18 protein-coding genes and 1 pseudogene are annotated in these 17,880 nt (G+C 71.9%); 13 read left to right on the top strand and 6 right to left on the bottom strand.

What is annotated here, in order from left to right; translation table 11 throughout:
• Positions 1–147 precede the first annotated feature (147 nt).
• Both NAG42_RS16255 and NAG42_RS16250 read left to right on the top strand, forming a co-directional pair.
• A complete protein-coding gene (locus NAG42_RS16255) occupies positions 148–828 on the top strand; it encodes a response regulator transcription factor (RefSeq protein ID WP_250031127.1) in 681 nt (226 codons plus the stop codon).
• Positions 825–2,162 carry a sensor histidine kinase gene (locus tag NAG42_RS16250; RefSeq protein WP_250031126.1) on the top strand — a complete coding sequence of 446 codons (1,338 nt, stop codon included), beginning with the start codon at positions 825–827 and terminating at the stop codon, positions 2,160–2,162. The genes NAG42_RS16255 and NAG42_RS16250 overlap by 4 nt, the downstream gene beginning before the upstream one ends.
• On the opposite strand, the gene NAG42_RS16245 is transcribed toward NAG42_RS16250, so the two are convergent.
• Both NAG42_RS16245 and NAG42_RS16240 read right to left on the bottom strand, forming a co-directional pair.
• On the bottom strand, positions 2,152–2,475 hold the full coding sequence (locus NAG42_RS16245; protein ID WP_250031125.1) for an STAS domain-containing protein: 324 nt from the start codon (positions 2,473–2,475) through the stop codon (positions 2,152–2,154). The genes NAG42_RS16250 and NAG42_RS16245 overlap by 11 nt on opposite strands.
• Entirely contained in the window at positions 2,472–2,756 is a 285-nt protein-coding gene (locus NAG42_RS16240; protein WP_250031124.1) for a hypothetical protein, read from the bottom strand. The genes NAG42_RS16245 and NAG42_RS16240 overlap by 4 nt, the downstream gene beginning before the upstream one ends.
• A 101-nt stretch (positions 2,757–2,857) precedes the next feature.
• On the opposite strand from NAG42_RS16240, the gene NAG42_RS16235 reads away from it, so the two are divergent.
• Positions 2,858–3,415, top strand: coding sequence for a GerMN domain-containing protein (locus NAG42_RS16235; protein ID WP_250031123.1), 558 nt, complete (start codon positions 2,858–2,860; stop codon positions 3,413–3,415).
• Between the two features lie 7 nt (positions 3,416–3,422).
• Here NAG42_RS16235 and NAG42_RS16230 read toward each other — a convergent pair whose 3' ends face one another.
• The gene (locus NAG42_RS16230; protein ID WP_250031122.1) at positions 3,423–3,767 is read right to left on the bottom strand and encodes a hypothetical protein; all 345 of its coding nucleotides are present in this window, start codon (positions 3,765–3,767) and stop codon (positions 3,423–3,425) included.
• A gap of 203 nt (positions 3,768–3,970) precedes the next feature.
• On the opposite strand from NAG42_RS16230, the gene NAG42_RS16225 reads away from it, so the two are divergent.
• The 9 genes and pseudogenes from NAG42_RS16225 (at position 3,971) to NAG42_RS16190 (ending at position 12,803) form a co-directional block, all read left to right on the top strand.
• Positions 3,971–5,644: an aminotransferase class V-fold PLP-dependent enzyme gene (locus tag NAG42_RS16225; RefSeq protein ID WP_250031121.1), complete on the top strand. Its 1,674-nt coding sequence runs from the start codon at positions 3,971–3,973 to the stop codon at positions 5,642–5,644.
• A 35-nt stretch (positions 5,645–5,679) separates the two neighbouring features.
• Entirely contained in the window at positions 5,680–5,892 is a 213-nt protein-coding gene (locus tag NAG42_RS16220; RefSeq protein WP_250031120.1) for a hypothetical protein, read from the top strand.
• 113 nt (positions 5,893–6,005) lie between these two features.
• Positions 6,006–6,905 (top strand): dioxygenase family protein, encoded by a 900-nt coding sequence (locus tag NAG42_RS16215; protein WP_250031119.1) that lies wholly within the window; start codon positions 6,006–6,008, stop codon positions 6,903–6,905.
• 88 nt (positions 6,906–6,993) lie between these two features.
• Entirely contained in the window at positions 6,994–8,205 is a 1,212-nt protein-coding gene (locus NAG42_RS16210; protein ID WP_250031118.1) for a DUF1800 domain-containing protein, read from the top strand.
• Between the two features lie 11 nt (positions 8,206–8,216).
• On the top strand, positions 8,217–9,413 hold the full coding sequence (locus tag NAG42_RS16205) for a DUF1501 domain-containing protein (RefSeq protein WP_250031117.1): 1,197 nt from the start codon (positions 8,217–8,219) through the stop codon (positions 9,411–9,413).
• Positions 9,414–9,581: 168 nt separating this feature from the next.
• Positions 9,582–9,722 (top strand): annotated as a pseudogene (locus NAG42_RS45500) (response regulator); the annotation flags it as partial.
• Complete coding sequence (locus NAG42_RS16200; RefSeq protein WP_438872412.1) at positions 9,702–10,019, top strand: response regulator transcription factor; 318 nt, start codon at positions 9,702–9,704, stop codon at positions 10,017–10,019. The pseudogene NAG42_RS45500 and the gene NAG42_RS16200, both read left to right, overlap by 21 nt.
• Positions 10,020–10,197: 178 nt before the next feature.
• On the top strand, positions 10,198–11,835 hold the full coding sequence (locus NAG42_RS16195; protein WP_250031115.1) for a flavin-containing monooxygenase: 1,638 nt from the start codon (positions 10,198–10,200) through the stop codon (positions 11,833–11,835).
• A gap of 17 nt (positions 11,836–11,852) precedes the next feature.
• A complete protein-coding gene (locus tag NAG42_RS16190; protein WP_250031114.1) occupies positions 11,853–12,803 on the top strand; it encodes an alpha/beta hydrolase in 951 nt (316 codons plus the stop codon).
• Between the two features lie 115 nt (positions 12,804–12,918).
• Here NAG42_RS16190 and NAG42_RS16185 read toward each other — a convergent pair whose 3' ends face one another.
• Both NAG42_RS16185 and NAG42_RS16180 read right to left on the bottom strand, forming a co-directional pair.
• Entirely contained in the window at positions 12,919–13,476 is a 558-nt protein-coding gene (locus tag NAG42_RS16185) for a DoxX family protein (RefSeq protein ID WP_250031113.1), read from the bottom strand.
• 153 nt (positions 13,477–13,629) lie between these two features.
• On the bottom strand, positions 13,630–14,610 hold the full coding sequence (locus tag NAG42_RS16180) for an Lrp/AsnC family transcriptional regulator (protein WP_250031112.1): 981 nt from the start codon (positions 14,608–14,610) through the stop codon (positions 13,630–13,632).
• Between NAG42_RS16180 and NAG42_RS16175 the strand changes: the two genes are divergently transcribed.
• The gene (locus tag NAG42_RS16175; RefSeq protein WP_308201156.1) at positions 14,495–15,175 is read left to right on the top strand and encodes an SLOG cluster 4 domain-containing protein; all 681 of its coding nucleotides are present in this window, start codon (positions 14,495–14,497) and stop codon (positions 15,173–15,175) included. The genes NAG42_RS16180 and NAG42_RS16175 overlap by 116 nt on opposite strands.
• Before the next feature lie 11 nt (positions 15,176–15,186).
• Here the strand turns inward: NAG42_RS16175 and NAG42_RS16170 are convergent, their stop codons facing one another.
• Positions 15,187–17,877 carry an AAA family ATPase gene (locus NAG42_RS16170; protein ID WP_250031110.1) on the bottom strand — a complete coding sequence of 897 codons (2,691 nt, stop codon included), beginning with the start codon at positions 17,875–17,877 and terminating at the stop codon, positions 15,187–15,189.
• Between the last annotated feature and the right edge of the window lie 3 nt (positions 17,878–17,880).

Below are 17,880 nucleotides of genomic sequence, written 5' to 3'. Positions count from 1 at the left end.
GGGCCTGTGGGGAGGGTCGTTTCCCGTTTTTCCATGCTGCGCGCGGGCGATGGCGATAGATCTCCGGGCATATGACGGTTCGATGACGAAACCCGGGATTCGGCACTCCGCCGTGTCGTTGCGTGCCCGGCGCGGCATCATGCGGTTATGAGCGCCGTGCTGTTGATCGAGGACGACGACCGGATCCGGCTGTCGCTGGCCATGGCACTGGAGGATGAGGGTTACCAGACCCACGCCGTGGCCACCGCCGAGGAGGGGCTGGAGATGCAGCGCCGGCAGCCGGCCGACGCCGTGCTGGTCGACCTGATGCTGCCGGGCATGGACGGCTTCGAGTGCATCCGGCAGCTGCGCCGCACCGACGACGTGCCGGTCATCGTGGTCAGCGCCCGGGACGACACCCACGACATCGTGGCCGGGCTCGAGGCCGGGGCGGACGACTACGTGGTCAAGCCGGTCGCGGTGAAGGAGCTGGCCGCCCGGCTGCGGGCGTTGCGCCGGCGGGGCCGGGCCGCCTCGGCCGGCCCGGCCATGACCGTGCTCACCTTCGGCGACCTCGAGATCCGGCCCGAGGCGGGCGAGGTGCGTCTGCACGGCGAGGCGGTCGCGGTCACGCGTACGGAGTTCCGGTTGCTCTGCGAGCTGGCCGAGCACCCGGGCCAGGTGCTTTCCCGTCAGCAGCTGCTCAGCCGGGTCTGGGAGTACGAGATCGGCGACGAGCGACTGGTCGACGTGCACGTCGGCCGGCTGCGCCACAAGATCGAGGACAGCGCCGGCAAGCCGCGGCACCTGGTGACCGTGCGCGGTCTGGGCTACAAGCTCCAGCCGTGAGACGGGCCGGGCTGCGGACCCGGGTCAGTGCCGCCTTCGCTGTGGGGGCGCTGGCCCTGTCGGCGGGCGTCACCTTCGTCTCGTACGAGTTGATCAGCAACACGTTGTTCCGGGAGCGCGAACGGGCGGCGGTCCGGGCCACCTACTTCGACGCGGCGGCGGTCAACGCCGGGCTGACCGGCACCGAACCGGATGTGGGAGATCTGCTGCAGTCGCTCGACATCGGCGCCGACCGGTACGTGCTGCTGCAGTTCCAGGGCACCTGGTATTCCCGCAGCGCCGGCCCGCCCGCGAGCGACTCCGTGCCGAAAGCGCTGCAGGAGATGGCCGCGAGCGGTGAGGCCGGAGCTCAGCGGATCCGCCGTGACCGCGAGGCTTCCCTGGTGGTCGCCGTTCCCGTGCAGGGCTCGGCGGTGTTCTACGAGATCGTCTCGCTGGATGAGCTGGAGCGCACGCTGCAACTGCTCGCGCTCGTGCTGACCGCCGTGGCGATCATGGTGTCGGCCGGGGGAGCGGCGGTCGGCTGGTATGTCACCCGGCACGCGCTGCGTCCGCTGGCGGCGGTGGCCGAGGCGGCCAGCGGCATCGCCGGCGGTGATCTCGACACCCGGCTCGACCCGGACGCCGAGCCCGACCTGGCCCGCCTGACCTCCTCGTTCAACCACATGGCGGACGAGCTGTCGCGGCGGCTGCAGCGCGATCGCCGGTTCGCCGCCGACGTCAGCCACGAGCTGCGCTCGCCGTTGCAGACCCTGGCCGCTGCGGTCAGCGTGCTCAACCGGCGCCGCGACGGCCTGGACGAGCGGTCGGCGGCGGCCGTGGGGCTGATCGCCGACGAGGTGGCCCGGTTCCAGGCGCTGGTCGACGACCTGCTCGAACTGGCCCGCGGCGACCAGCCGGTGCACCTCGAGGACGCCGACATCGGGCTGCTGATCCGGCGGGTGCTCGGCTCGCGGGGGCTGACGACCGAGCTGCTCCAGGTCGAGCCGGGCACCCCGGGCGACTGGCACATCGACCGGCGCCGGGTCGAGCAGGCGCTGGGCAACCTGCTCGACAACGCCATCCGCTACGGCGGCGGGCCGGTGGCCGTCCGCCTCGGGCCCGGCTTCCTGGAGGTGGACGACGCCGGGCCGGGCGTGCCGGACGAGGCGCGCGCCACGATCTTCGACCGCTTCGTGCGGGGGCCGGCCGCGAACGCGCGCGGCGGTGGTGACGGCACCGGGCTCGGCCTGGCCATCGTGGCCGGGCACGCGGCGGCGCACGGCGGCCGGGTGTCGCTGACCGACCGGCCGGGCGGGGGAGCGCGGTTCCGAATCGACCTGCCTATGCGGTGAGTGCCGCCTCGACGTCGGGATACATCGGGAAGACCTGATGCAGCTTCATCGTGTGCAGCACCGTCACGACGTACCTCGACGGCGCGGCCAGCATCAGGGTGCCGCCGTGGCTCTTGGCGTCGTTGTAGGCGCGGACCAGCATGCTCAGGCCGGCCGAGTCGATGGTCGGGGCGGCGTGCAGGTCCACGATGACGTGCCGATGATCGCGGACGGCCTCGGCCAGCGACTCCCGCAACAGCTCCACGGCGGCCTCGTCCAGGTCGCTCAGCGGGGTGACGACGGCGGTGTCGGTGGCATCGCGGACGTCGGTCATCGGAAGCCCTCCTTCTCGGACGTGCGGCGGTCGGCGGTGATCACCACGGCGGCGACCCCGGCCCCGCCGGACACCACCTGCAGGCCCAGCTCGGTGAGGCTGAGGCCCGAGGGCAGGTCGGCGGCGATCCGCGCGACGGTCGTGGCGAACACAGCCGCGCCGACGCCGACCGTCGGCGGCAGCCAGAACGGCACCCGGCGCTCCGCCCTGGTCAGCAGGTGCCCGGCCAGACCGAGGAGACCGCCGACAACGACGGCGGTGACCAGGCTGGTGACCGTCATGCCTTCACTGTGCCGGTCAAGGTTTGCGGAACTTCTCCGGCGATATGACAGTTCCATGACGGAGTCCGGATGCCGCCCGGGCGCGAGGCATCATTCGATGGATGCGGCGGCTCACGGTGATCATGGTCTCGGCCGTCGTGCTGCTCGGCGGCTGCGGCGTACGCGCCCAGGACGAGCCGCACGGCGTCGACCTGCCGCGGCACCCGCTGACCACCCCCGGCGCCGGGCCCGCGGTGGCGGTGGGCGACGTGGCGCAGGTGCTCTGCCTGGTGCGCGACGGCCATCTGGTGCAGACCGTCCGGCGTACGCCCACCTACCCGACCATGCAGGGCCAGCTCGACAGCCTGATGGCCGGCCCGACCACCGCCGAGCAGGCGGCCGGGCTCAGCACGGCGCTCTCCGGGTTCGCGCTCACCGCCGGCAAGCACACCGGCGCCCAGGTGACGGTCGAGGTCCCGGACGTCGACGAGGGCGACGCGCGCAACGACGGATCTCTGGCCTACGGGCAGATCGTCTGCACGCTGACCGCCCGGGCCGACGTCGGCACCGTGCTGTTCACCCGGGGCGGGCAGCCGCTTCAGGTGCCGCTGCCCGACGGCACGCTCACCGGCGCGCCGCTGCGCAGCAGCGACTACGCCGCTCTTCTCCGGCCCGGCTGACCGTCGCTCAGCGCGCGGCCAGGGCGGGGTGCCGCGACTCCCACTCCTGCCGCACCTTGACCGGCAGGTGCAGATGACGCCAGATGCGGCGCAGCACCCCCGGGTTGAGCAGGTCGTTGATCTCGCAGCAGGCGGCGGCCCGGCACAGCACCGTCTGATAGGCCTGGCGCTGCTGGGCCGGATCCTCCAGGTCGAGGACGCGCCGGCTGCGGTGGCCGGCGGCCATGTGTTTGGGCAGTTCGAGCAGGCCGACGCTGTGGCCGTGCAGATCGTCGAGGCGGTCGGGGACGCTGGGTGCCCGGTTGGTCGGGCCGCGCTGCTGGCGGCCGTCGCGGGCGGCGACGTACGGCATGAGGCCAGGCTAGGCTCGCCCGGGGCCACCGGTTGCCGGGTCGGCCGGACAGGTTGTCAGGGTGCCGAGTGGGTTGAGTGTGATGAGTGGCATGTCGCATTTCCCACTCACCGCGTGACAACCGGGCGAACGGGCGGCACCCTGGGGCAACGTCGCATCGGTGCGCGAGATCCGCCGCCGCGTGCGCGGGAAGGGCGGGGACCATGGACACACCGATCCTGCGGCGTCTGCGCGAGGGCTCGATCGGCACCGGCTCGGTGATCGAGGGCCCGTTCGGGCCGCGCCGGGTCACCTATGCCGACCAGACCGCCTCCGCGCAGGCGCTCGACTTCGTCGAGGCGTACATCCGCGACACGGTCCTGACCGGCTATGCCAACACCCACACCGAGGCCTCGGCGACCGGAGCCCGCACGCAGGCCCTGCGCGAGCAGGCCCGCGAGCTCATCCACCGCTCGGTCGGCGCCGGCCCCGACGATGTCGTGCTGTTCTGCGGGTCGGGCTCGACCACGGCCGTCAACAAGCTGGTCGCCACGCTCGGCCTGCGCGTCCCCGAGAACCTCGACGACCGGTACGGCTGGAGCGCGCGCATCCCCGCGGCCGAGCGCCCGGTGGTCTTCGTCGGCCCCTACGAGCACCACTCCAACGTCCTGCCCTGGCGCGAGTCGATCGCCGACGTGGTCGAGATCGGCAGCGACGGGCGCGGTCTCCCCGACCTCGACGACCTGCGGGAGGCCTTGCGGACGTACGCGGAAAGGCCCTTGCGGATCGGCAGCTTCAGCGCCGCCTCGAACGTGACCGGCCTGCTCACCGACGTCGCGGCGATCTCGGCCCTGCTGCGCGAGCACGGCGCCCTGTCGGTGTGGGACTTCGCGGCCGGCGGCCCCTACCTGCCGATCACCATGCACGACAAGGACGCGATCTTCCTGTCGCCGCACAAGTTCCCCGGCGGCCCGCAGACCCCCGGCGTCCTCGTGGTCGGCCGGCACCTGCTGGTCAACCGTGTGCCGACGGTGCCCGGCGGCGGCACGGTGGCGTTCGTCGACCCCGACAGTCACCAATACCTGGACGATCCGATCGCCCGCGAGGAGGGCGGCACCCCGGCCATCGTCGAGTCGATCCGGGCGGGCCTGGTCTTCGGGGTCAAGGAGTCGGTCGGCACCGAGCTGATCGCCGCCCAGGAACACCGCCTGTGGCAGCGCGCCCGCGACGCCTGGGCGGCCGACCGAAAGATCGAGATCCTGGGCGACCTGGATTCCGCACGCCTCCCGATCGTCTCCTTCCAGCTCCGCTCGGGCGACCGCTACCTGCACCACAACTACGTGGTCACGCTGCTGAACGACCTCTTCGGCATCCAGGCCCGGGGCGGTTGCTCGTGCGCGGGTCCCTACGGTCACCGCCTGCTCGGCATCTCGACCGAGCTCTCGCACCGGTTCGAGCACGAGATCCAGGACGGCTGGGAGGGCATCAAGCCCGGCTGGTCCCGCCTCAACTTCCCGTACTTCTGGTCGGACGAGCTGGCCGGCTACGTCATCGAGGCGGTGTCGCTGATCGCCGAGCACGGCGCCCGCCTGCTGCCCGACTACCGTTTCGACCCGCACACCGGCCAGTGGCGCCACACCAGGGCCCGGATGGCGCTGCCCCAGGTGTCCGACCTGAAATTGCACGCCGACGGCACCGTGACCATGCCGTCCGCGCCACGCCGGATGGGCGAGGACATGCTGGCCTCCCAGCTGACCGAGGCCCGGGCGATCCTGGCCGGCCGCCCCGTCCCGATCGACGGCGCGGGCGCCAAGCTCCCACCCGCCTTCGAGAAGCTCCGCTGGTTCCTGCTCCCCGACGGGTGCCTGGACGGCTGGGCGGGCGACGAGACGCCCTGATCCCTGGACCCGTCGGCGGCTGTTACGGTCCGCGGATGACTGAGGCGAGGCACGGTCGTACGGGGTTGTTGTTGGTGCTGGCGGCGGCTTTGCTGGGGCTGAGCGGATTTCTGCTCTGGACCCTGGTCCTCGACGAGCCGTATCTGGAGCCGGACCTGAACGCCAAGGTGGAGCAGGCGGTGGCCGTTGCCGTGCCGGCCCTGGCCGGTCTGGTCGTCGCGAGGGCAGCGTTGAGGCGTCGTCAGTAGACCCCTGTTCATGGGAGCCGTCACAGCCTGGGCAAAGTATTTGACGAATCAAGCTTTCGGCGTATGGTGGGTGGAGCTTGAGGCTTCAACTAATTCGCTTGCCGGGAGTAGACATGTCCAGCACCACCGCGTTGGCCGATGCGCGCATCCCGGCCGCCCACCCGTTCGCCGCGCACGTGCGTGCGGCCGCGGCCGCCGAAACGGCCGACCCGCACCGTGAGTGGACCCCCGAGGACGGGGCGATGCCCAGCCTCTATGTGAGCCACGGCGGCGGCCCCATGCCGTTCGAGAACCCGGAGTGGCTCAACCCGCTGCGCCGCTGGGCCCGGGCGCTGCCCAAGCCCAAGGCGATCCTGGTCGTCAGCGCCCACTGGGAGTCGGCGCCGCTCTCGCTGAGTGCCGCGCAGCCGAGCGAGCTGGTGTACGACTTCGGGGGCTTCGACCCGCTGTATTACACGTTCCGCTACGACACCCCCGACGCCGGCCCGCTGGCCCAGCAGGTCGCCGCGATGATGCCGGACGGCGAGCGCGCCCACGAGCACAACCGGCGCGGCCTCGACCACGGCGCCTGGGTGCCGCTGAAGATCATGTATCCGGCCGCCGACGTCCCGGTGCTGCAGCTCAGCCTGCCCACCGACGACCCGGACAAGCTGCTCGCCCTGGGGGAGCGGCTGCGCCCGCTGCGTGAGCAGGGCGTGCTGGTGATCGGCTCCGGTCACATGACCCACGGCCTGCCGTTCCTGACCCGCGAGCAGTTCGTGGCCAACAAGGTGCCCGGCTGGTCGGCCGACTTCGACTCGTGGGCCGCCGAGGCCCTGGACCGCGGCGATGTGGCCGAGCTGGCCCGCTTCCGCAGCGCTGCCCCGGGCATGCCGTATTCGCACCCGACGGTCGAGCACTTCACGCCGCTGTTCGTCACGCTGGGCGCCGCCACCGACCCGATCGCCCCGATCGTCACGAAGCTCGACGGTTACTCGATCGGCCTGTCACGCCGATCCTTCCAGGCCGCCTGAGCGAAGGCCGCCTGAGCGAAGGCCGCCTGAACACAGCGCGCACCTCGCGCTTACACAACCCTTACCAACCCTGCCTAGTGTCGGCGGCATGACTGACCGACGCCTGGTGACACATCTGTTGCGCCGGCTCACTTTCGGGCCGACCGCGGCCGAGGTCGACGCGGCCGTCCGGGCGGGCTACGAAGCCACGCTCGAGCGGCTGCTCCGACCGGTCGCCCCGCCCTCGCCGCCCGATCTGGGGGCCGCGCCGGCTCCCGGTGACAGCCGCGAGCAACGCCAGGCCGCCCGCAAGAAGCAGCGCGACCAGGTCACCACACTGGTGCGCTGGTGGCTCGGCCGGATGGCCGCCGACGGCGGCGCGGCCGAGAAGCTCATCTTCTTCTGGCACGGGCACTGGGCGACCAGCGCCCAGAAGGTGCGCTCGGCCCAGCTGATGCTCACTCAGCAGCAGACCTTCCGGCGGTACGGGTCCGGGGACACCGGACCGCTCGTCCGGGCCATGCTGCGCGACCCGGCCCTCATCCTCTGGCTCGACGGGCAGAAGAACACCCGCAAGGCGCCCAACGAGAACCTGGCCCGCGAGGTCATGGAGCTCTTCACGCTGGGCGTGGGCGCTTACACCGAGGACGACGTCAAGGCCGGCGCGCGCGTCCTGACCGGGTGGCAGATCGACCGGGCCACCGGCCAGGCTCGCCTGGTGCCCAAGCGGCACGACGATCAGCCGGTCACCGTCCTCGGCCGCCAGGTCGGCAACCTCGACGCGTATGCCGATCTGCTGGTCCGCCACGAGGCCCATCTGCCCTTCATCGTGGGGCGGCTGTGGGCGCGCTACGGCGGATCCGGCCCGGCTCCGGCCGTCCCGGGGCGCGACACGACGACCCTGCTGCGCGGCATCTGCCTGGCGCCCGAGTTCGCCGCGACCACCGGTGGACTGGTGAAGCAGCCCATCGAGTGGGTCGTGGGCGCCGTACGGCAATTGGGTCTGACGGTCGAGGGGACCGAGCCGGTTCTGCGGGCGCTCGGCCAGATGCCGCTCCGGCCGCCGTCGGTCGGCGGGTGGCCCGAGGGCGCGGCCTGGCTCACCACGTCGTCGACCCTGACCCGGCTGCGGGCCGGTCAGAAGCTGGCCGCGAAAGCCGACGTCGACGGGCTCGCCGGGGCCGATCGCCTGGAAGCCCTGGCCGATCTGCTCGCCCTCGACGGCTGGACCGACCGCACCCGGGCCGCCCTCGACGGCATCCGGGACCCGAAGAAGTTGCTGGCGCTCGGCCTGGCCAGCCCCGAGTACGCGGTCCACTGAGGAGATTCGACATGGATGCCATCACCAGACGGCGCTTCCTGATCGCCAGTGGCGTGACCGCGGGCGCGGCGGCGACCACGCTCGGGCTGCGGGAGCTGCTGGCCACGGCCGGCGACCGCGACCCGGCGGCGAAGACGCTCGTGCTGATCACGCTCTACGGTGGCAATGACGGGCTGAACACCGTGATCCCGTACGCGGACCCGGCCTATGCCACCGCCCGGCCGGACTTCGCCTATCAGCCCGAGGAACTGCTAGATCTGGGCGAGGGCGAAGCCCTCAACCCCGGACTGCCCGGGCTGCACCAGCTGTTCTCCCAGAAGCGGCTGGCGATCGTCCGCGGGGTCGGCTATCCGAAGCCGAACCGCAGCCACTTCCAGTCGATGGACATCTGGCAGACCGCCCAGCCGGATCGCCCCGGCACGACCGGCTGGCTGGGCCGCTGGCTCGACACGGCCGGCGGCGACCCGCGGCTGGCCGTCTCGTTCGAACCGGTGCTGCCGCCGCTGCTGGCCGGAGCCACCAGCGCCGGGGCGACCGTGCCGGGCGGCGAGTTGAAGCTGCCGGCCGGCGTGACTCCGGCGCTGTTGCAACAACTGGGCGCGCCCTCGGCCGGGGAGTCGCCGGCTTCGGCCCGGGCCGCCGCCTGTTTCGGTGACCTCGCCCGGGTACGGGATCTGATCTCCTCGGCCCCGCTCGGCGAGGACGACGACGACACCCCGGCCACCGCGACCGGCGGGGCCGCCCCGCCGCTCGACCAGCAGCTGGCCCTGGTCGCCCGCTGCATCGAGGCCGGCGTGGCCACCCGGGTCTACTCGGTGTCGCTGGGCGGTTTCGACCTGCACGCCGACGGCAAGGACGCGCAGAAGGCCTTGTTGTCCAAGGTGGACAAGGCTCTGACGGCGTTCGCCGGGCGGGTGGCCGGAAAGGGTGTCGTGACGGCGGTGTACTCGGAGTTCGGCCGCCGGGTTCACGCCAACGCCTCGGACGGCACCGACCACGGAACGGCCTCCAATGTCTTCCTGCTGGGCGACGGCATCCGCGGCGGTCTGCACGGCGAGCCACCCAGCCTGACCGATCTCGACGACGGCGACCTCAAGTTCACCCTCGACTTCCGGGACGTGTACGCGATGCTGCTGGCCGACGTCCTCGGCAGCGACCCCGAGCAGGTGCTCGACGGCTGGACCGGCCGCCTCGACGTGAAGGCGTGAGGCGCCGGACAGGCGATCAGGGCTGGACGTAGGCCCCGGGATCCTCGCCCCGGCCGGGCGGCGGTTTCCAGGTCCGGCTGACCCTGCCTCTTCCCGCAGGGGTCGGAGGGGAGGAGGGAGACCGCGAGGTCCGATGACCAGCGTGCTCGTCGTCGAGACCAGCTCCTCGTCCGCGCCGGCCTGGCCGCGCTGATCAGGGCCGCCCCGGGTTTCGAGGTGGTCGGCGAGGCGTCCGACGGGGAGCAGGCGGTCGAGCTGGCCGCCCGGCTACGCCCGGAGGTCGTCCTGATGCACATCCGCATGCCGTGCCTCGACGGTGTCCCAGCGCCGGGCGTGACCCGGCGGCTCGTGGAGGCTTTTGTGCCGCCCACCCGGATGAACCGGCCGGCCCTCGCACCGCTCACCGCCCGTGAGACCGAAATCCTGCGGCTGGTCGGCACCGGCCGCACCGATGCGGCCATCGCCCAGACCCTCGTCGTGAGCGAAGCGACCGTGAAGACCCACCTCACCCGGCTGATGGCGAAGCTCGCCCTGTCGAGCCGGGCGCAGGTCGTGGTGACCGCCTACGAGACGGGTCTGATCACTCCAGGTGGGCGACAGGTCTGATGTTTCGTCGCATGAAGGAAACGTCTCCGAAACATTGACTCAATGCAGAATGCATTCTAGGTTGTGGCCTAAGTAACGACCTGGTCACCAATGGTGACGGAGACAGCTCGAGCACTCTCCCCCGCGCGTCACTGGCCGGCGCCCGCCGCCGGCACCCCCCGATTCGCCAGGAGCCCCCATGTCCGTACCCACCCAGGAGTCAGCCACCCAGACCCGCACCATCCCGCCGACCGTCGACGCGGTCATCGTCGGCGCCGGATTCTCCGGTCTCTATCTGCTGCACAAGCTGCGCCAACAGAACCTCACCGCGGTCGTCTTCGAAGCCGGCACCGGCGTCGGCGGCACCTGGTACTGGAACCGCTACCCGGGCGCCCGCGTCGACGTGGAGAGCCTGGCCTACTCGTACTCCTTCTCCGAGGACCTCGAGCAGGAGTACCCGTGGCAGGAGCGCTACCCGACCCAGCCCGAGATCCTCAAGTACGCCAACCACGTGGCCGACCGCTTCGACCTGCGCCGGGACATCGTTTTCCGTACGCGGGTCACGAGCGCCACGTGGAGTGACGACGACAAGGCGTGGCTGGTCCGCACCGAGCACGAGGACGCCGTCACGGCCCGCTTCCTGATCATGGCGACCGGCTGCCTGTCGTCGCCCAAACTGCCCGAGATCCCCGGCATCGAGACGTTCAAGGGCAGGTCGTACCAGACCTCGCGGTGGCCCCACGAGAAGGTCGACTTCACCGGTCAGCGGGTCGGCATCATCGGTACGGGGTCCTCGGGCGTCCAGTCGATCCCGGTGATCGCCGAGGAAGCCACCGAGCTCACCGTCTTCCAGCGCACCCCGTCGTATTCGCTGCCGGCCCGCAACCGCCCGCTGCGCGACGACGAGATCGCCGAGATGCGCGAGAACTACCGCGCGTACCGGAAGGCGCAGAAAGAATCGGGCGCCGGCGTGCCGGTGGTGGTGCCCACCAGATCGGCGCTCGAAGTGTCCGACGACGAGCGAAACAAGGCGTTCGAGGCGGCCTGGGAGAGCGGCAGCCTGGTCAACCTGCTGTCGACCTTCACCGACTTCGCCACCAGCCAGGAAGCCAACGACACCGCGAAGAGCTGGATCCACGGCAAGATCCGCGACATCGTCGACGACCCCCGGGTGGCGGCCGACCTCTGCCCGGAGTATCCGGTCGGCACCAAGCGGCCGTGCCTCGACACGAACTACTACGAGACCTTCAACCGGCCCAACGTCCACCTGGTCAACCTGAAGCGCACCCCGCTGGTCGAGGTGACCCCGAAGGGCATCCGGACCAGCGACCAGGAGTACGAGTTCGACGTGATCGTCTACGCCACCGGCTTCGACGCGATGACGGGAGCGCTGACCAACGTCGACATCCGCGGGCGTGAGGGGTTGTCGCTCAAGGAGACGTGGAGCGCCGGGCCGCGGACCTATCTCGGGATCGGCTCGGCCGGCTTCCCCAACCTGTTCATGATCACCGGGCCCGGCAGCCCGTCCGTGCTGTCCAACATGATCGTCTCGATCGAGCAGCACGTCGACTGGGTGGCCGACGCCATCCGGCACCTCGACCGCGAGGGGCTGCGGACGATCGAGGCGACGCCGGCCGCGCAGGACGAGTGGGTCGACCACGTCAACCTGCTGGCCAGCTACACCCTCTATCCGCGAGCCAACTCCTGGTACATGGGCGCGAACGTGCCCGGCAAGACGCGCGTGTTCATGCCGTACTGCGGCGGGGTGGGGGAGTACCGCAAGAAGTGCGACGACGTGGCCGCGAAGGGCTACGAGGGTTTCTCACTGGCCGCCTGATCTCGAAGGAGCTTTTCATGTCCCGTCGTGAACTGATCGACCCCGAGGTCCGCGTACCGTTGGACCAGCTGCTGGAAGCGATGCCCGGCGGCTTCAACTCGGTGCCCGACATCGTGCAGCGCCGCGCCACGGTGGAGGCGATGCTCAGCGGCATCGAGGTGCCGGAGAACCCGAACGTCAGCAAAGAGGACCGTACGATCCCCGGCCCCGAAGGGGAACCGGACCTCACGGTCCGCGTCTATCGGCCGGTGAACGCCACCGGGACGCTGCCGGGCGTCTACTTCATCCACGGCGGCGGCATGATCATGGGCAGCGTCGAGGGCGAGGATGTGCCGGCCACGTTGATCTGCGACCGGACGCAGGCGATCGTGGTGTCGGTGGAATATCGGCTGTCACCGGAGCACCCGCACCCGGCGCCGGTCGAGGACTGCTACGCGGGCCTGGTGTGGATGGCCAAGAACGCGGCCGAGCTGGGCTTCGACCCGGACCGGCTGGCGATCTACGGAGCCAGCGCCGGGGGCGGGCTGACGATCGCCACGGCGTTGCTGGCCCGGGATCGGGGCGGGCCGGCCGTGAAATACATGATGCCGATCTACCCGATGATCGACGACACGAACACGACCGCCTCGAGCGAGGAGATCGTGGACATCGGAATCTGGGACCGGGCCGGGAACGTCGAGGCGTGGGCCTGGTATCTGGGCGGGAAACCGGCCGATCAGTACGCGGCGCCGACCCGGGCCTCGGACCTGTCGGGCCTGCCGCCGGCGTTCATCGACGTCGGTACGGTCGATCTCTTCCGGGACGAGGACATCGCGTTCGCCCAGCGGCTGATGGCGGCGGGAGTGCCCACCGAGCTGCACGTGCACCCGGGGAGCTATCACGCCGCGGAGACGTTCGCCGCGGATGCCGCGTTGTCCCAGCGGATCTGGGCCATGCGGCTGGACGCGCTGAAGCGCGCTCTGGCTTGATGGCCGATGGCCCGGGTCTTTCGGCCCGGGCCATCCGTCCGTCTCGCTTCTTTCGGCCCGGGCCATCCGTCCGTCTCGCGGCCGAGCCCACCTCGCTCGGGCGGGAACCGGGTCATCAGCCGGCGCGTTGCTCGCCGTGATCGTGGCGCCCCGCGCCCGTGCCGCGAGGTCGCGTCCGCGAGGAGGGCTTGCTTCGCCCGGGTTCGTCGGTGCGGTGTGCGGCATACAACGCGACCGCGATGTAGACGAGCTGTTCGGGGATGCGGAACCACAACGGTGTGGCGGGATCGCCGTTGAGCGGGATGTCGTTGGCGGCGGCGTAGATGTTCGCCGGGACGAGGCAGACGAACAGCAGGGCGAGGCACCGCCCGGCCAGGCGCCGGGTGGCCGCCAGAACCAGCCCGGCCGCGCCGAGCAATTCCAGAACGCCGGTCGCGTACACCGTCAGATCGGGAACCGGCACGAACGGCGGCACCATGGCGGTGAGGTCGTCGTGGCTGGGCATGACGGTCACGCTGTCCGGGACGAAGTGGGCCGTGCCGGTGAAGACCAGCATGACGGCAAGGGCGTGAGCCGCGCTGGACCGCCAACCGGCGAACCGCTTGACGCCGAGCGCGCCGGCCGCCCGGAATGCCAGCCAGGGAACGAACAGCAGCAGAAGACCTTCGAACATGGTTGTCCTTCGGGGTCGAGACCCGAGCCGGCCGACCCGGGTGCCGACGCCACGCTGCACCCGGACGTGCAGCGACGTACTGATGCGCCGGGCTTTGTTCGGCAAAGCGACGCCGGATGCCAACGATCCGGCGGATTCCGTCAGCGCCGGGCCCTACTCCGCCAGGACCGTGCCGGCCGCCTTCAACCGCCGGACGACCGGAGCGGTCTCGGCGCGGACCACGCCGGGCAGCGCGCCGATGTCGACCGCGAGGTAGTCGTACAGATCGCCGAGGTCCCGGCAGATCACCGACGCCGTCACGTTCGCCGAACCGGTGACGGCGGCGGCGTAGCCGATCTGCGGATGCGTGGCCACCGCCTCGGCCACCGTGGTCAGCGAAGCCGGGGCCACCGTGAGCCAGAGGCTCGCCTCGGCCCGGTAGCCGAACAGGGCGGGCTCGATCTCGACGTTGAAATACATGACGTTGCTGCGGCGCAGCTCGTCCAGGCGGCGCCGGACGGTGGTCTCCGACCATCCGGTCGCCGCGGCCAGTGCCGGGTAGCCGGCCCGGCCGTCGGCGGCGAGCGCGGTCAGCAGGCTGTTGTCGGCCGCGGTCGGGACGACCGGTTCGCGCGGCACCGGGTGCTCCTCGGCGGCATCGGGGCTCAGTGCGTCGACCTGATCGGACGACAGGGCCGCGGTGCGACCGGGCCAGCCCTTCGTGCCGGCCGTGAGGCGCAGGATGCAGTGCGCGGTCACGGCGGTGACCCGGGGAGTCCGGGGCAGCTTCTGCAGGAGGAGATCGCCCTCGGCGGCCTGCGTCCTCGTGCGGGTGATGCAGCTGATCTCGGTGCCGCCGGACAGGATGGTCACCCACGACGTGTCGGCCCGCCGGGCCAGTGCGGTGCCGACCGGCACGGCCACATCGGGCGTGCACCGCATGCGCACCAACCAGTCGACGTGACCGAGCGCGGCCGCGTGCGCCAATCCGACCACGCGCAGGGCGCCCGACTGACGCAGGCGCCCGTAGCGCCGGGCAATGGTGCGGTCCGAGGTGCCCAGCACCGCCGCGATGCGGCTGAAGGCGGCCCGCCCGTCGACTTGCAGAGCATGGGCGAGCTGGCGGTCGAGTTCGTCCAGGACGATCACATCCACCGCTGCACCATATCGACCGGCCCCGACATCGGCGTTTGAACGACCGCCCCGGCGGGGGACGCTCCCTTCCGTGAAGACGCAGATCGCTGTCATCGGACCCGGCGCCGGGGCTTCCCGTCGTGATCTCGCGGACGCCGCCTATATAGGTCGTGAAATCGCCCGGCGGGGTGCGGTCCTGATGACCGGCGGGCTCGGTGGAGTCATGAGAGCGGCGACCGAAGGGGCCGTGGACCTCGGGGGAATCGCGGTCAGCCTCGCCCCGGACCCGGATCCTCAGCACTCGCTCGAGCAGAATCCGAGGGCCACGGTCGTTGTCCCGACCGGGATCGGGCAGATGCGCAACGTCCTGCTGGTCCGGTCGGCGCACGCGGTCATCGCCGTCGGGTGCAACTGGGGGACCCTGACCGAGATCGGTCTCGCGGTGCGGGACGAGAAGCTGACGGTGTGCCTGCGTCCCTGGAGGATCCAGACCGACGGGGCGCGGATCCGGGAACCGCTCCTCGCCGAAACCGCGGAGGAGGCGGTGGAGGCCGTCTTCGGCGGGCTGACCCGGGCCCCGGCGTAACCCCGGCCTGGTCAGGACCGGGCCGGGAGCTTTTCGGCCAGTTCGGTGCGGGACGTGACGCCGAGTTTGCCGAAGACCTTGCCCAGGTGCCATTCCACCGTGCGCGCGCTGAGGAAGAGCTGGGCGCCGATCTCGGGGTTGCTCAGGCCCTCGGCGGCCAGCCAGGCGATCAGGGACTCGCGGTCGGTCAGCGCGGCCGGGGCCGCACCGGCGCGGCGGCGGGCCGCGCGCTCGCCGGTGGCCATCAGTTCGCGACGGGCCCGGTCGGCGAACGCTGTCATGCCCATGCCGTCGAACATCTCGCGGGCGGTGCGCAGCTCCGAGCGGGCCTCGTCGAGGCGGTTCTCCCGGCGCAGCCACTCGCCGTGCAGCAAGCGGGAGCGGGCCTGCTCGGTGCGGATGCCGGCCCGGCCGAACAGCTCGATGGCTTCCCCGTAGAGCGCGGCCTCGCCGAGCAGCGCCCGCCCCAGGGCCTCCTCACCGCGCCCGAAATCCGTTCCGTCGTGGGTCGTCGCGGTCAGTTGCTCCAGAGCCTGGCCGGCCACGTCCCCGGCACCGACCTTGACCGCCGACTCGATCAGCTGCGGCAGCGCCCACGTCGAGACGAGCACGTGGCCGTCGTCGACCGCGAGCTTGGCCTCGGCGTACGCGTCGGCGTGCCGCCCATGGCCGCTCTCGAGCACGGCGCTGACCCAGTGGGCGTACGTCGCCTGCGACTGCTGTCCGAAGCCGGCCACCGCGTGGAGCGCCTCGTTGAGCGGCGCCAGCTCGGCCCGGTCGCCACGCAGGGCGGCCAGGAAGGCCGACGTGGACGGTGGCATCTGGCTGCCGGTGATCTCGCAGATCGCCGCGGTCTCGGCCATGTGCGAGCCGGCCGAGGCGAAATCGCCCCGCCAGGCCTCGGACAACGCCAGTGCCACCAGGTCGAGGGGCAGCTGGTCGAGCGCACCGGTCGCCCGGGAGACCGCCACCTGTCGTCGGTTGATCTCGTACGCCGCGTCGTCGTCCCAGATGACGGCCGACGCCAGCCAGCCGAAGGCCAGCCCGTCCTCGCGGGTCAGGTCGCTGACGGCGAACTCGCGGGCCACCTCCCGTAGGGCCGGCGCGGCGGCGGCCGGGCCCTCGACGAAGATGGTCGCGAGCGCGTCGAGCAGCCGGTCCACCGGGCGCGGCTCAGCCGCCGGGGGCAGGGCGCGAGCGGCGTACGCGATCTCGGTCATCGACCTCGGCCCGGTCATCCGCCCCGCGAAGGAGGCGGCCCGGATCGCCTCCAGATAGCTCACCCGGGCCAGGCCGGGGTCGAGCGGCGTCAGCGTCTCGGCCGAGCGGATCAGCACGGCCAGCGCGTCCTCGCCGACACCGGCGACGAAGGTGATGCGGGCCCGCAGCTGGTCGGCCCGAGCCGCGGCGAACGGCGCCAGCGGGCCCGCGGTGGCCGTGTCGAGCAGCTCGCGGGCCCGGCCGAAGGCACCCGACGCCATCGTGACCGCGGCGGCGGCCAGAGCACGCTCGGCGTGCCGGGCCGGGTCGGGCGTCAGCCGCACGGACTGCTCGCGGAAAGCCGCCGCGGCGGCCAGCCCGCCGCGCGACTGCGCCCGCTCGGCCGACCGTTCCAGCTCGGCCGCCACCGACTCGTCCGGCCCGGAGACCGCCTGCGCCCGGTGCCAGGCCCGGCGGTCCGGGTCGGACACCGCGTCGGTGAACTCGGCCAGCGCCGCGTGCATCTCGCGGCGGGCCGGCTCGGAGGCCGACCGGTAGGCCACCGAGCGCACGATCGGGTGCCGGAAGTGCACCCGCTCGTTGAACGCCAGCAGGTGGGCCTCGGCCGCCGCCGACGCGGCCTGGGAGGGGATGCCCAGCCGGCGGGCCGCGCGATGCACGAGCACCGGGTCACCCGACGGGTCGGCCGCGGCCAGTTGCAGCAGACGCCGGGCCGGGGCGGGCAACGCCTCCATCCGCCGCAGGAAACCCTCCTCCAGCCGTACGGAGACCGACGGCACCGCCGGGAGCCCGAACCCGCCGGCGAAGTCGGCCGTCGTCATGCTGCGCGGCAGCTCCAGCAGGGCCAGCGGGTTGCCCTGGGCCTCCGAGACGATCAGATCGCGCACCTGGTCGTCGAGCGGCCCGGCCAGATTCGCGTCGAGCAGCTCGCGCGCGTGACCGGCCGCGAGCCCACCGACCTCGAGCACCGGCAGCCCGGCCAGGTGGGCGCTCGGCTCGCGGGCGCCGAAGACCAGCCCGACCGGGTCGGCCGCGAGCCGGCGGGCGGCGAAACCCAGCGCCTGGGCCGAGGCCTGGTCGAGCCACTGCTCGTCGTCGATCACGCAGATCAGCGGGCGGTCACCGGCCGCCTCGGAGAGCAGCGTGAGCAGGGCCAGGCCGACCAGGAACCGATCCGGGGCGGGGCCGGGGCTGAGACCCAGGGCGGTGCGCAGCGCGGTGCGTTGCGGCGCCGGCATGTCGTCGAGCCGGTGCCGGATCGGCTCCACGAGCACGGTCAGGGCGGCGTAGGCCAGCTCCATCTGGGACTGCACACCGGAGACGGGCAGCACCCGGAACTCGCGGGCCCGACCGGTGAGATAGCCGAGCAGCGCGGTCTTGCCGACGCCCGGGTCGCCGCGGACGATCAGAGCCTGGCTGCGGGCGGATCGAACGGTTTCCAGGACCCGGTCCAGCGACTCGCGCTCGATCTCACGATTCATCAA

This window comes from Paractinoplanes maris (assembly GCF_023544465.1).
In the GTDB taxonomy this organism is placed as follows: Bacteria; Actinomycetota; Actinomycetes; order Mycobacteriales; family Micromonosporaceae; genus Actinoplanes; species Actinoplanes maris.
This window is presented reverse-complemented; position numbering and strand designations above follow the sequence as displayed.

Coding starts and splice junctions, on each gene's coding strand:
- NAG42_RS16255 (WP_250031127.1), top strand. CDS start 148: ATGAGCGCCGTGCTGTTGATCGAGGACGACGACCGGATCCGGCTGTCG.
- NAG42_RS16245 (WP_250031125.1), bottom strand. CDS start 2,475: ATGACCGACGTCCGCGATGCCACCGACACCGCCGTCGTCACCCCGCTG.
- NAG42_RS16240 (WP_250031124.1), bottom strand. CDS start 2,756: ATGACGGTCACCAGCCTGGTCACCGCCGTCGTTGTCGGCGGTCTCCTC.
- NAG42_RS16235 (WP_250031123.1), top strand. CDS start 2,858: ATGCGGCGGCTCACGGTGATCATGGTCTCGGCCGTCGTGCTGCTCGGC.
- NAG42_RS16230 (WP_250031122.1), bottom strand. CDS start 3,767: ATGCCGTACGTCGCCGCCCGCGACGGCCGCCAGCAGCGCGGCCCGACC.
- NAG42_RS16225 (WP_250031121.1), top strand. CDS start 3,971: ATGGACACACCGATCCTGCGGCGTCTGCGCGAGGGCTCGATCGGCACC.
- NAG42_RS16220 (WP_250031120.1), top strand. CDS start 5,680: ATGACTGAGGCGAGGCACGGTCGTACGGGGTTGTTGTTGGTGCTGGCG.
- NAG42_RS16215 (WP_250031119.1), top strand. CDS start 6,006: ATGTCCAGCACCACCGCGTTGGCCGATGCGCGCATCCCGGCCGCCCAC.
- NAG42_RS16210 (WP_250031118.1), top strand. CDS start 6,994: ATGACTGACCGACGCCTGGTGACACATCTGTTGCGCCGGCTCACTTTC.
- NAG42_RS16205 (WP_250031117.1), top strand. CDS start 8,217: ATGGATGCCATCACCAGACGGCGCTTCCTGATCGCCAGTGGCGTGACC.
- NAG42_RS16200 (WP_438872412.1), top strand. CDS start 9,702: ATGCACATCCGCATGCCGTGCCTCGACGGTGTCCCAGCGCCGGGCGTG.
- NAG42_RS16195 (WP_250031115.1), top strand. CDS start 10,198: ATGTCCGTACCCACCCAGGAGTCAGCCACCCAGACCCGCACCATCCCG.
- NAG42_RS16190 (WP_250031114.1), top strand. CDS start 11,853: ATGTCCCGTCGTGAACTGATCGACCCCGAGGTCCGCGTACCGTTGGAC.
- NAG42_RS16185 (WP_250031113.1), bottom strand. CDS start 13,476: ATGTTCGAAGGTCTTCTGCTGCTGTTCGTTCCCTGGCTGGCATTCCGG.
- NAG42_RS16175 (WP_308201156.1), top strand. CDS start 14,495: ATGGTGCGGTCCGAGGTGCCCAGCACCGCCGCGATGCGGCTGAAGGCG.
- NAG42_RS16170 (WP_250031110.1), bottom strand. CDS start 17,877: ATGAATCGTGAGATCGAGCGCGAGTCGCTGGACCGGGTCCTGGAAACC.